The 12,426-nt window shown below is 72.3% G+C and carries 10 protein-coding genes and 1 pseudogene; 6 read left to right on the top strand and 5 right to left on the bottom strand.

Going from position 1 to position 12,426, the window contains the following annotated elements:
- Both ACRDSK_RS26220 and ACRDSK_RS26215 read left to right on the top strand, forming a co-directional pair.
- A partial coding sequence (locus ACRDSK_RS26220) for an LCP family protein (RefSeq protein WP_431443950.1) occupies positions 1–1,669 on the top strand: 1,669 nt, incomplete at its 5' end.
- 170 nt (positions 1,670–1,839) lie between these two features.
- Positions 1,840–2,334: a helix-turn-helix domain-containing protein gene (locus ACRDSK_RS26215; protein ID WP_431443948.1), complete on the top strand. Its 495-nt coding sequence runs from the start codon at positions 1,840–1,842 to the stop codon at positions 2,332–2,334.
- On the opposite strand, the gene ACRDSK_RS26210 is transcribed toward ACRDSK_RS26215, so the two are convergent.
- A complete protein-coding gene (locus tag ACRDSK_RS26210) occupies positions 2,335–3,792 on the bottom strand; it encodes a flavin-containing monooxygenase (RefSeq protein WP_431443947.1) in 1,458 nt (485 codons plus the stop codon).
- Between the two features lie 65 nt (positions 3,793–3,857).
- Here ACRDSK_RS26210 and ACRDSK_RS26205 point away from each other — a divergent pair, with 65 nt between their 5' ends.
- The gene (locus ACRDSK_RS26205) at positions 3,858–4,472 is read left to right on the top strand and encodes a TetR/AcrR family transcriptional regulator (protein ID WP_431443946.1); all 615 of its coding nucleotides are present in this window, start codon (positions 3,858–3,860) and stop codon (positions 4,470–4,472) included.
- A gap of 82 nt (positions 4,473–4,554) precedes the next feature.
- Positions 4,555–4,869 carry a hypothetical protein gene (locus tag ACRDSK_RS26200; RefSeq protein WP_431443944.1) on the top strand — a complete coding sequence of 105 codons (315 nt, stop codon included), beginning with the start codon at positions 4,555–4,557 and terminating at the stop codon, positions 4,867–4,869.
- Here ACRDSK_RS26200 and ACRDSK_RS26195 read toward each other — a convergent pair.
- The 4 genes from ACRDSK_RS26195 to ACRDSK_RS26180 all read right to left on the bottom strand — a co-directional run bounded on the left by ACRDSK_RS26195 (position 4,862) and on the right by ACRDSK_RS26180 (position 9,624).
- Complete coding sequence (locus ACRDSK_RS26195) at positions 4,862–5,083, bottom strand: DUF3618 domain-containing protein (protein ID WP_431443943.1); 222 nt, start codon at positions 5,081–5,083, stop codon at positions 4,862–4,864. The two genes, ACRDSK_RS26200 and ACRDSK_RS26195, sit on opposite strands and share 8 nt — an antisense overlap.
- Positions 5,084–5,211: 128 nt before the next feature.
- Positions 5,212–6,681: a hypothetical protein gene (locus tag ACRDSK_RS26190; protein ID WP_431443942.1), complete on the bottom strand. Its 1,470-nt coding sequence runs from the start codon at positions 6,679–6,681 to the stop codon at positions 5,212–5,214.
- Entirely contained in the window at positions 6,678–8,501 is a 1,824-nt protein-coding gene (locus ACRDSK_RS26185) for a dynamin family protein (protein WP_431443941.1), read from the bottom strand. The genes ACRDSK_RS26190 and ACRDSK_RS26185 overlap by 4 nt, the downstream gene beginning before the upstream one ends.
- A 109-nt stretch (positions 8,502–8,610) precedes the next feature.
- Positions 8,611–9,624: an IniB N-terminal domain-containing protein gene (locus tag ACRDSK_RS26180; protein WP_431443940.1), complete on the bottom strand. Its 1,014-nt coding sequence runs from the start codon at positions 9,622–9,624 to the stop codon at positions 8,611–8,613.
- 265 nt (positions 9,625–9,889) lie between these two features.
- Between ACRDSK_RS26180 and ACRDSK_RS26175 the strand changes: the two genes are divergently transcribed.
- Both ACRDSK_RS26175 and ACRDSK_RS26170 read left to right on the top strand, forming a co-directional pair.
- Positions 9,890–11,515, top strand: a complete 1,626-nt coding sequence (locus tag ACRDSK_RS26175) for an Hsp70 family protein (protein WP_431443939.1) — start codon at positions 9,890–9,892, stop codon at positions 11,513–11,515.
- Positions 11,512–12,426, top strand: a pseudogene (locus ACRDSK_RS26170) (LuxR family transcriptional regulator); the annotation flags it as partial. The gene ACRDSK_RS26175 and the pseudogene ACRDSK_RS26170, both read left to right, overlap by 4 nt.

The following is a 12,426-nucleotide window of genomic DNA, read 5'->3' as shown; positions in this document are numbered from 1 at the left end:
CCGCACGCCCGCGAACGCCGGCCGGGTCGTCGGTGGCCGCACCGGCGCAGAGCGTGCCGAGCCGGTGCGCGAGGACCCGTACCGCCGCCCGTCCCGCACCTCCGACGCCCGCTGGCAGCCCAGCCCCGAGGAGCCGACGGAGAAGTTCTGGGGCCGCCGGCGCACCGACGTGCCCCCTCCGCCGCCCCGGCGCCTGCTGACCAGTGGCAAGGTCGCGCTCACGGTCGTCTCCGTGCTCATCCTCGCCGTCACCGGCTACTACTGGCGCGAGATCCAGCCGTGGCAGGACGGGCTGACCACCGCGGACGTGATCGAGCAGGCGCCCACCGAGCGGCCCGCGGACGGCGCCATCGACATCCTGATGGTCGGCATGGACAGCCGCACCGACGCGCAGGGCAAGCCGCTGTCCGACGCGCAGCTCGCGCAGCTCAACGCCGGTGTGGCCGACGGCGAGCTCAACACGGACACCCTGATCATGATCAGGATCCCCAACGACGGCAAGAAGGCCGTCGGCATCTCGATGCCGCGCGACTCGTTCGTCGACATCCCCGGCTACGGCGAGCACAAGATCAACTCGGCGTACCTGCGGGCCAAGAACGAGGCTCGGGTGAAGCTGCAGAACGAGGGCCTGGGCGACGAGGCGCAGCTGGAGGTCCGCTCCAACCAGGAGGGCGCGAAGAACCTGATCGCGACCGTGCAGCAGCTGACCGGCGCGACCATCGACCACTACGCCGAGGTCAACCTGCTCGGCTTCTACGACATCACCAAGGCGATCGGCGGCATCGACGTCTGCCTCAAGCAGGCGACCAGTGATCAGTTCTCCGGCGCGAACTTCAAGGCCGGCCAGCAGAACCTGTCCGGGCGGCGGGCGCTCGCGTTCGTCCGGCAGCGGCACGGGCTGCCCAACGGCGACCTGGACCGGATCATCCGCCAGCAGGTGTTCATGACCGGCATGGCGAAGAAGGTGTTCTCGCAGGACATCCTCACGCCGGGTTCGGAGACGCTGGACAAGCTGCGTGCGGCGATCCAGAAGTCCGTGGTGCTGGACGAGGACTGGAACGTCATCGAGTTCGCCCAGCAGATGATGAACTTCACCGGCGGCAACGTGTCGTTCCAGACGATCCCGGTGGGTCGCCCCGACCTGGAGACGCCCGAGGACGGCTCGGCCATCGAGGTCGACCCGAACGAGGTGCGCGCGTTCGTGGACGGGATCATCGGCAAGAAGCCGGCGCCGGCGCCGGAGAGCGGCAAGCCCGAGGCCGGCGGCGGCGAGGATGCCGCGGCGGGCCAGCAGGCCACGGTGAACGTTCGCAACGGCAGCGGGATGGGCGGCCTGGCCCAGTCCGTGGCCGACTCGCTGGCCGGGGAGGGCTTCACCACGGGCGAGATCGGCAACGCCGACCTGCGCGACGACACGGTCGTCCGGTACGCCGAGGGCGAGCAGGACGCCGGCAACCAGGTGGCCGAGGCGCTCGGCGGCAACACGGTCGTGGAGCCCGACACGAACCTCCCGGACGGCACGGTGACCGTCCTGCTCGGCTCCGACTACCAGGGCCCCGCCGGCACCGACGCGAGCGGCGACGGCCTGGCCCACGAGCCCCTGCTGCGGCTGTCGCCCGGCAAGGTGGCGCAGCCCGCGAAGCCCGACAAGTCCGGGTGTGTCAACTAGTCCACCCGTTCGAGTGACGTCGTCAGTCGGCGTAGCACGTCAGTCGGCCAACCGGCCCTAATTGCTCGAGCAAATTGTGGAAACTCGCGTAATCACTCGTGGGTTCGTCGGCTCTCCCTTGTGTCGGCATGCCTGGTTGGCAACCGGCTGCCACTCAGAGAGGGGCGATCGTGCAGCTGGACACAGCGATCTACCAACGAGTGCTCGGTGATGAGCTGCGCCGCCTGCGAAAGCAGCGCGGCTGGACGCGTAGAGACCTCAACCGCCGGCTGCAGAGTGACATCTCCCTCCAGACGCTCGCGACCTACGAGCTCGGCACCCGGCAGTGCTCGGTGGTGCGCCTGGTCGAGATCTGCATCGCCCTCGACGAGGTGCCCCACGAGCTGCTGGCGCGGGTGCACCAGCGGGTGTTCAGCGACTCCCCCGTCGGGCGCATCCGGATCGACCTGCGCAAGATCGTCCGGGACGAGCAGCCGAGTCTGCTGCCGCTGCGCCGCTGGGCGAAGGGACGGCTGGCCGAGCACGACGGCCACCAAGTCCCGGAGGTGAGCCTGGACATCGCTGCGCTTGAGCGGATGGCGGAGCTGTGCGGCATGGAGACCGTGGAGCTGATCGCCCGGCTCAGGCAGATCAACGGTTCCCTGCACGACCCCGAGGACGACTGATCAGCTGGTCAGCTCGTACTCCGCCGGGTCGAGGCGCCGCGTGCGCTGCCAGTACCGGAAGGTGAAGCCCGGCCAGATGGTCCGGTTCACGCCGTGCGCGTCGAGGTACCAGCTCGTGCAGCCGCCCTGCGTCCACACGCCCTCGACGAGCTTGCGCTGGATGTCGGACTGGTACTTGGCCTGCGCGCTCTCCTTCGGCGACACCGCGGCCGCCCCCGACTTCTCTGCCAACGTCATCGCCTGTGCCACGTACCGGATCTGGGACTCGATCATGAAGACGACCGAGTGGTGGCCAAGCGCGGTGTTCGGACCCATCAGGAAGAACAGGTTCGGGTACCCGGCCGCCGCGATCCCGTAGTGAGTGCGGATCCCGTTGGTGCGGAAGTCCTTCGACAGGTCGCGGCCGTCGACCCCGGTGATGTTGAGGTAGTCGAAGGAGTCGGTGACGTGGAACCCGGTGCCGTAGATGATCGCGTCGACCTCGTGCTCCACGCCCGCGTTGTCGACGATCGAGCTCGCCTTCACCTCGGCGATGCCGTCGGTCACCACCTCGACGTCGGGCCTGGCCAGCGCCGGGTAGTAGTCGTTGGAGATGAGCACCCGCTTGCAACCCATCACGTAGTCCGGCGTGAGCACGCGCCGCAGCTCGGGATCCGTGACCGCCTTGTGCATGTTCTTCGTCGCGATCTTCGACGCGATCTTCATCATGCCGGGCTTGCCGTTGAAGCCCGCCGCCCGCGACTCGAGCAGCCAGTAGATGAGCGTGCGGTAGAGCCGCTGCAGGCCCGGCACCTTGCGGAACAGCCACTTGGTCCGGCCGGAGAACGCCCGGTCGGGCTTGGGCATGACCCAGGGCGGCGTCCGCTGGAACACGGTCAGCGACTCGACCTCCGGCGCGATCGCCGGGATGAACTGGACCGCGCTCGCGCCGGTGCCGACCACGGCGACCCGCTTGCCGGCCAGGTCGTAGGAGTGGTCCCAGCGCGCCGAGTGGAACGTCGTGCCGGCGAAGTTCTCGATGCCCGGCAGCTTGGGCACGTTCGGGATGTGCAGCCCGCCGATCCCGGACACGACGAACTGCGCGACGAACTCCTCGCCGCCGGCGGTGGTGACGTGCCAGCGGTTCTCGTCGGCGTCCCAGCGCGCGCCGGTCATCTCGGTGCCGAAGCGGATGTGCCGGCGCAGGTCGTAGGCGTCGGTGACCCGGCGCAGGTAGTCCCAGATCTCCTGCCGCGGCGAGAAGGCCCGGGTCCACCCCGGGTTCTGCTCGAAGGAGTACGAGTACATGTGCGACTGGATGTCGCAGGCGCAGCCCGGGTAGGTGTTGTCGCGCCAGGTGCCGCCGACGTCGTCCGCCTTCTCGAGCACCACGAAGTCGTCGCGGCCGTCCCGCTTGAGCTGGATGGCCATCCCCAGACCGGAGAACCCGGTGCCGATCACGACCGTGTGGACTCGCATGCCGCCTCCTCGAATGCCGTGCCCGTACCTTACTCGGAGTAGGTTACTTCCGGTAGAGTAGCGTCGTGGCAACCACCGAGTCCAAGCGCCGCCGCATGCCGCGGGCGGAGCGTGAGCGGCAGATGCTCGCCGTCGCGGAGGAGATCTTCGCAGAACGCGGTTACCAGGCGGCGTCCATGGACGAAATTGCCGAGCGGGTCGGGGTCTCCAAGCCGATGATCTACGAGTACTTCGGCTCCAAGGAGGGCCTGCTCGTGGCCTGCATCCGGGCGGCGCGGGCCGAGCTGCTCGCGGCGACGCTGGCCTCCGTCGAGGGCCGCGGCACGGCCGAGGAGGCGCTGCGCAGCGGGCTGGAGTCGTTCTTCGGCTTCATCGACTCGCACCGGCTGTCGTGGCAGCTGCTGCGCCAGGAGGCGGCGGTCGCCGGGCAGGCGGCGATGGACGAGATCGAGGGCATCCGCCAGCAGCAGACCCAGGTCAACGCGACCCTGTTCGCCTCCTACCTGCCCGACCTGCCGGCCGCCGAGCTGGAGGCCTACGGCGAGGTGGTCGTCGGCGCCTGCGAGCGCCTCGCCAGCTGGTTCGTCGCCCGCAAGGAGGTCACGGCCCGGGACGCCGCGGCGATCATCATGCGGATGGTGTGGGACGGACTGGCCGCCAGCACGCAGGGTGACCGCTGATCGATTATCGTCGGCGGAGCGTGTCTTTCCCCTGGGAAGGGTGTGCAATGGGGACAGGAGTGTTGCCGAGAGGGGGCGGAGCGTGCCCGATCCGATCGAGGTCAACTACGAGCCGGACGGCGACGACTGGCAGGTGACGGTGTCCGGTCGGGGCAAGCGACTCGTCAGCAAGGCACCCGGGCTGATCGCGGCGCGCGACCGAGCGGACCAGCTGGTGGACAAGCTCGCGCCCGAGGAGAAGTTCCGCACGGTGGTACACCTGCTCAACGGCGACGCGCTGCAGTTCACGACCGCCTACCTGACCGCCCGGCTGGCCAAGCCGACCGAGCCGGCCCCGACCCCCGCCCCGCGCAAGGGCAGCGAGGACGCGACGCGCCTGCGACCGCCAGCTAGCTGAAGATCTTGCGGAGGACGAACAGCAGCACCAGCGCCGCGACGCCGATCAGCGAGAACTTCACCGCGGGCGAGGCGAGCTTGCTGCGCGCGCTGGTCTTGGCCCCGTCGACGAGCCGCTTGGGGTTCGCCTTGGTGCCGAGCTCGTCGAGCGTCGACGCGAGCGCGTCCCGCGCCTGCTCGATCTCGCGCTGAATGGTGTCGGGGTCGCGCGCCACGATTCCTCCTCGCCGGGCCGGTCAGCCACCAACCGTAGAGCGCCAACCGTAGAACAAGCCCCGCGCGGGCACACGCATCCCCTCCGCGAGTCGCGCGCGGCGAGTCGATCTAGGGCACGTCTGGCGCCCTACCGGGACAGCCGCGCCGCCATGCCCTCGCAGCTGCGGACGACCACACGCGCGGCCTGCCGCTGCCCGGTGCCCAGCGCATGGTTCTCCGCCTGTTCCTGCCAGCGGCGCAACGCGTCGGACAGCGCGTCGTGCAGGTCGGCGCCGCTCGCCTCGGACCTGAGCCCCAGACGTGCGACCAGGCTGGTGCCGACGCCGCCGACGAGGCGGCGCGCCTCGTCGGCCAGCGGGTCCGGCAGCTCGGTGCGGCCGCCGTGCAGCGCGGCCAGCAGGCGCAGCTCCCGGTACTCGTGCGCGCTCACCACCAGCTGCTCCAGTGCGGTGACCAGCTGCCGCGCGGGCGGGCGCGGCTCCATCCGCAGCACGACCTCCAGCGCCAGCAGCGCCGAGCGCGCCTTGAGCACGTCGTGCCGGTCGGTGAAGCACTGCTGGATGGCCTCGCGCAGCTCCGCCAGCCCGCTGCGCGCCACCAGCTCCGCGGACAGCGCCTGGTGCTCGTCGTAGCCCTGCCGGATCAGCGTGGTCGCGAGCCGCAGGCCGAACAGCCCGAACCGGTCGAGCATCGCCGTGCGGGCGCGCCGGTCGAGCGGCACCGGCACCCCGTCGCCGACGAACCGGTCCGCCGACACCAGGCAGCTCTCCAGCTCGCGGCGCGGCACCGCAGCGAGCTTCGCGAGCGAGCTGACCTCCGCGGCCGTCAAGGTCCGGCCGGTGTAGGCGAGCAGCCCCGACACCGCGATCACGTTCTGGCACAAGCCACGCAGCCCGGCGTCGGTCCGGTAGCGCCGCGCGATCCGCTTCGCCGAGGTGAGAGCGTCGATCCGACCGCCGCCGACCTCGTCGGCCCGGGACAGCACGACGATCGAGTTCACCGGCGTCTCACGGGCGATCGGGTGGTCCTGAATGGACTGGAGGAAGCCGACATCGGTGCTGCCCAGGTTGCGCATGAGGTACAGCACCGCGTCGGCTTCCAGCGAGATGCGCGAGGCGACGTCGCCCGCTGTGTCCGATGTGGACGTCGCGGGCTCGACCGGCTCGGCGCCGATCGCCGGCGTGTCGATCAGGGTCAGCCCGCGCAGCGCCCGGCTCGGCCAGTCCACCACGATCCGGTCCAGCGCGTCGGCCCGCCAGCCCTCCAGGTCGATGTGCAGCCGGCCGTCCACCCGGGCCACCGGCGCGTCCCGCGGCGGCGCCTGCGTCGGGTACGCCTGCGCCCGCGGCACCGAGCCGCCGCGGTACCACGTCAGCACGCTGCCCTCCTCGACGAGCAGCGGCGCGATCTCCTCTCCGACCAGGGAGTTGACCAGCGTCGACCGGCCGGTCTGCGGTAGGCCGGCCACCGCGAGCCGCAGCGGCGCACCCAGCCGCTCCACGTGCTGGCGCAGCCACGTCGTCGCGCGTGGACTGTCCCGGTACAGCTCGAGGGCGTCCATCAGCATCGCCCGAGCCCGGTCGGCGAGCTCGGTCACGCGGTGAGTCCCCGCCGGGGTGCGGCCGGCGGCACGAGCGCCTGGATCCGCTTGTGCAGGTCGACGAGCCGGTCCACCTCGACCTCGATCTCCTGGCTGCGTCGCCGCCGGTCGGCGAGGTCCGCCTCGGCCGCACGCTTGGCCTCGGTCGCCCGCTCGACGATCCCGGACTGGAGCTGTTCGACGACCGACGCGAAGTGGTCCCGCAGCCGCCGCTGGACCAGCCGCGCGGTGTCCCGGCTCTCCTTGCTGTAGGAGAGGAAGAAGTCGTCGACGTGCCGCTGCGCCGCGGTCTTCGCGGTGGCCTGCCGGCGCTTGAGCCGGCTGCCCCGCTCGTCCCAGATGCTCTTCGCGCCGAACGCCGCGCCCGCGCCGATCGAGATCGGGTTGATCAGCGGCATGCCGGCGAGCGTGGTCGCGAGGCCGAACATCAACAGGCCGCCGTAGGACCCGCGCAGTCCGACGAACAGCTGCTGGCCGACCGAGAACTTCTCGATGCGCGGCGGGTCCAGGTCGCCGATGTGGTCGAGCAGGTCTGCGGTGTCCGCAGCCTCCGGCACGGCCTCGTCGAGCGCCACCTGCCGCGCGATCTTGGTGGACAGCCACTGGAACCGCTCGATCAGCCAGGCGAAGTTGATCTCCGCGGTCTCCGCGAGGCTGTCGGCGAGCCAGTACTCGAACTCGTCCCACGTCCGCGCGGGATCGGCCACCTCGAAGAACTCCTCGGCGATGCGGACGATCTTGCGGGTCCGCTCGCGCAGGTCGTAGTCGATGTCGGAGAGCAGGTCGGCGACCTCGTCGGCGAGCATCGTCTGCCAGCGGCCGGACCGCCGGCGCAGCTCTTCGAGCCGGTGCTGCGCGGCCCGGTACTGCACGTGCGCCGCGCCGAGCTGGCCGCCCTTGGTCTCGGCGAGGTCCCGCTTCAGCGGGGTCAGCAGCTGCTCGGTCGCCACCGCGGTCGCGGCGGCGGCGCTGCGGCCGGCCAGCGCCTCGCCGCGGCCGAGGACGTCCTGGCGCAGGCACCGGACCAACTCGCCGAAGCCGGACTCCTCGTTGAGCTCCTGGTCGCCGGTGCGCGCGGCGGTCAGCCGGACCGACGAGGACACCGCGACGACCTTCACCGGCAGGCCGGCGGCGGCGAGCCGGGCCCGGTTGCGCTCGGCCACCCGGCGCCAGCGCGGCACGATGTCGATCTTCGTGAGCACGACGGTGACGGCCGGGCAGACCTTCGCGACCTTCTTGAGCAGCTCCAGCTCGGACGCGCACAGCTCGCAGGTGGCGTCGGAGATCATCAGGACCGCGTCCGCGTTGGCCAGCACGGCGAGCGTGGCGGCGGTGCGCCGGGAGCCGACGCCGCCGAGGCCCGGGGTGTCGATCAGCACGAGGCCGCCGGAGAGCAGGTCGCGCGGCAGGCCGATCTCCGCATGCACGTCGTGCCGCCGGGTCGCGAGGGTCTCGCTGGCGACGTCCTCGACGGGCACCGGCACCCGGGCGGGCTCGGCGTCGGCCGGGCCGATCGCCCGCCGGCCGGAGGTCGGCACGTCGGTCACGAGCGCGGCGGTGGGCACCTCGGCGTGCTCGATCGCGGTCGGCGCCATCGTGGTGACGTCGTCCCCGACGGCGCACACCGGGGCGTTCACCAGCGCGTTGACCAGCTGGCTCTTGCCCTGGTTGAGCTCGCCGATGACCGGCACCCGCAGCCGCGGGTCCAGCAGCAGGGCACGTCTGCGCTCGAGCTTGCCGGCCAGGTCAGCGCGGTGGTGAGTGATGCAGGCCGCGATGGTGTCGTCGACAACGGTGAGCCAGGGCGGGTTCCTCACTCGGACGAGTGTGCCGTGCTACCCCATTTGGATGAAAGGGGGGCCGGGACCCGCGATCAAAATCGCAGGTCCCGGCCCATCGGGGTTGGGGCAAACCCCTACCGGGGCCTCAGAGGCCGAGGTTCAGGTCGTCCGTCAGGTCGCCGACCGGCAGCGAGTCGGCAGCACCCCGCGCCGTGTCGGCGAGCCCGCCGACCGGGCTGTTGCTCACCGCGTCGGAGACCGGGTTGTTCTGCAGCACGTCGGTGACCGCACCCGTGTCCGGGGTCGCCACGGGCAGCTCCGGCAGGCTCACCGGCAGGTCGTCCAGCTCGGGCACCTGGACGGGAAGGCCACCCAGGCCGCCCAGCCCCGGCACCTCCGGCAGGTCCGGCACCGCCGGCAGGGTCGCCGGCACGGCGTCGGCCGAGGGCAGGTGGCCCGCCTGCTCGGCCATCAGGCCGGCGCCGTCCTCGATGTCCTCGGCGGCCATGTCGGTCGCGGACTCGACGCCACCGACCAACGGGCCGGCCGGCGTGCTGCCGAGCGCGTTCGCGAGGGCGTCGCCGCCGTTCTCTATCCCGTCGGACAGGCTCAGCGCACCGGTGTTCGCCATGTGCGTGACGGTCCCCGCGACGGAGTCACCGTTGTTGCCGAGGTTGCCGACCACGTCGGTCGGGTCGGCCGGGATGACGTGGTAGTTGCCGGAGGTGTCGAAGTCGGCGTAGCCCAGCGGGGTGGTCGCCGCGGCCGCGAGGCCCTCGCCGTCGGACGAGACGCCGCCGGCGACGCGACCGAGCAGGTCGGTGGCCGAGCCGCCCCAGAGGGCCATGCCGCCGTCGCCGCTCTCGACGCCCCACACGCCGAGGTCGCCGAGGCCGTTGGACGCACCGAGCGAGCCGCCGAACGCGTCGGCGCCGTCCATCACACCGGTGGCGTCGACGGCGAAGTCACCGAGCGGGGTCTCGCTCGGCAGGGCGTCGGTGACCAGGGGGACGACCTCCTGGACGTCCTGCGGCGTCAGATCGCCCAGGCCCGCGTCACTCAGGGCGCCCGTCGGGTCCGCCGCGTAGGCGGACCGGGCCGCCTCGTCGTTGAGCAGGTTCAGGACGAAGTCCTGCAGGTTCTGGAACGAGTAGGTCAAGAGAGATTCTCCTTGCGGATTCTGTGCGGTGCGCGCTCGGCGGATCGAAGCCCTCGCCGCGGCGCTGTGCGGAGATCAACCTACGAACCGGGGGCCACGAGGACATCGGGGATGACTCCCAGTTGTCGCGTGACCCCATAGGGCGGTGATTCGTTCACTCGTTAGGGGGTTAGGGGATCGCCCACTAGCCCACTCCGGGTTGCCCACCCGGGGATCGCAGTTTGGTAGTACTAGCGGCCCGCGGTCACGGAGAGGACACGCCTGTATGCCCCACGCCCTCGGGATCGATCTCGGCAGTGGTCACCTCACGGCCGCCGTCTGCCGAAACGACCGCGAGCGCTGGACCGACCCCGAGATACTGGCCCTGGAAGGCGCGGCGGCGACCGACTTCGTGCTGCACCTGACCGACGAGGGCGGCGTCGAGGTCGGCGAGCGGGTACTGCGGCATGTGGCGAACCGGCCGGACCGGATCGCGCGCCGGGTCATCGACCGGGTCGGTGACGAGATCCCGATCACGCTGGGCGGCCGCCCGTACCCCGCCGAGGCGCTCATCGCGGCCGTCGTCGGCTGGGTCGTCGACTACGCGGAGGCGACCGAGGGCACGCCGCCCATCCGGCTGGTGGTCACGCATCCGGCGGGCTGGGGCGGGCACCGGCGCGCCACGCTGCTGGGCGCGTTGCGGGAGACCGACCTGCCGGAGCTGGCCCTGCTGCCGCGCCCGGTCGCGGCGGCGGAGAGCTACGCGGCGACCGAGCGCGTCGAGATCGGCCAGGACATCGCGGTCCACTCGCTGGGCGCGAGCCGGTTCGAGTCGGCGGTGCTGCGGCGCGCGGCGTACGGGTTCGAGATGCGCGCGCACGCGGACAGCGTGGAGACGATGGGCGGCGACCTGTTCGACGACCTGCTGGCCGAGCACGTCCTGGCGGAGCTGGGCGGTGACGTCGAGCCGATGGCGCTGGCGAAGCTGCGGGTGGCGTGCCGGACGGCGAAGGAGCGGCTGTCGACCGAGCTGGCGGTGACCGTGCCGGCCCCGGCGCGCTCGATGCGCGGCACAGTGATGGTCAACCGCACGGACCTCGAGGAGCTGATCCGCCCCGCCGTCGAGGCGACGGTGGCCACGCTGCGCCGGACGATCCAGTCGGCCAAGACGTCGACGGGCTCGCTGCAGGCGGTGGTCCTGGTGGGCGGCAGCGGCCGGATCCCGCTGGTGAGCGAGCTGGTGTCGGCGGCGGTGCGGGTGCGCGTGACGGCCGCGTCGGAGCCCGAGCTGTCGGTGGCGCGCGGGGCCGCGCTGGCCGCGGCCCGGGTGACCAAGCCGCCGGCGCCGTCGCGGGCGCTGACCCACCGGCCGGAGCCCATGTCCCCGCCGGCGGTCAACTCGACGGACCTCATGCGCTTCGACGACCTCCCGGATGACCAGTTGGCCGACATCGGCCCGCCGCCACCACGGCCCCCGGTGGAGATCACGCCGCTGGAGCCGCCCAAGCGCCGGCTCCTCCCCACCCTTCCCGCCCTTCCCGTCCTCGGCGGCCGGTCGGGGACGACCGACCCGGACGACCACCTGACGGACCTGCGAGACGACGACCGCGCCCCGGCTCCCCGTCCCCGGCGGCGGCCGGACACCGAACCCCCGCGCCCGCGCAGCGAGGACGAGGAACGCCCACGTCGCCGCCGCGACGACGACCGCTACGACGGCGACCGCAACGAGTGGCCCGGCCCGGCCGACCAGGACGCCTTCGACCGGGGCCGGCGCCGCGGCGACGACCGCGTCTTCAACGAGAGCCTGTCCCGCGCCCGCCGGCCGAGCCGTGACGAGGACGCGTTCGACAGCGCCGTCGACGGCGAGTACGAGGTCGCCGACGAGCCCCGGTCGGGCAGGCGCCACCGATGACCGCCGACCCGATCCTCGACGAGGCCACCGCCGGCCAGGTGGCCGCGCTCGCCGCCGACACCCGCCCGGGCGCGCACGTGGCGATCATCGCCCCCGGCGGCTACGGGAAGACCACGCTGCTGCACCACGTCGGCCGCGCCGTCCACGCCGCCACGGGAACGCCGGCTCTCGTGGCCCAGCCGCCCTTCGACGAGGGCGCCGAGGTCCTCCTCGTCGACGACGCCCACCTGCTCGACGACGAGGACCTGCGCCAGCTCACCGAGTCCGACGCCCGCCTCGTCTTCGCCGCCCGGCCCTGGCCGCGGACCGAGGCGCTCACCGAGCTCCTCGACCTCACCCAGGACCAGCTCCTCCCCACGCCCTTCGACCAGGCACAGGTCCGCGCCGCGCTGCCGGCCCGGCTGCGCGGCGACGGCGTCGTCGACTTCGTCCACGGCCAGACCGGCGGCGTCCCCGGCCTCGTCGACCGCCTCGCCCGCACCGCGACCGGCGAGCTCGACATTCCCCCGACCGCCATCGCCGAGTTCGGGCCCGAGCTCGCCCGGCTCGACGACAACGTGCTGGGCTTCCTCCTCGCCGCCGAGGCCGGCGTCGGCCTGCACCTCGACCTGCTCGCCGAGCTCCTCGAGACCGACGACGTGCACGCGGTCATCGAGGCCGCCCGCGCCACCGGCCTCATCGGCACCGCCGGCACGCTGCTGCCGATCGCCCAGCGAGCCGTCCGCGCCCTCGTCCCCGTCGAGCGCCGGGCCTGGATGCGCCAGCGGCTCGCCGAGCTCCAGCTCGCCCGCGGCGGCCAGGTTCTGCCCCTCATGCGCCCGCTCGCCAGCACCGGCATCGGGGGCGACGGCGCGGCCACCGCGTTCGAGGCGGCCGCTGGCGAGGCGCTGCCGACCGACCCCGCGCTCGCC

The organism is Actinophytocola sp., from assembly GCF_050699915.1.
GTDB lineage: Bacteria > Actinomycetota > Actinomycetes > Mycobacteriales > Pseudonocardiaceae > Actinophytocola.
This window is presented reverse-complemented; position numbering and strand designations above follow the sequence as displayed.

Coding starts and splice junctions, on each gene's coding strand:
- ACRDSK_RS26175 (WP_431443939.1), top strand. CDS start 9,890: ATGCCCCACGCCCTCGGGATCGATCTCGGCAGTGGTCACCTCACGGCC.
- ACRDSK_RS26210 (WP_431443947.1), bottom strand. CDS start 3,792: ATGCGAGTCCACACGGTCGTGATCGGCACCGGGTTCTCCGGTCTGGGG.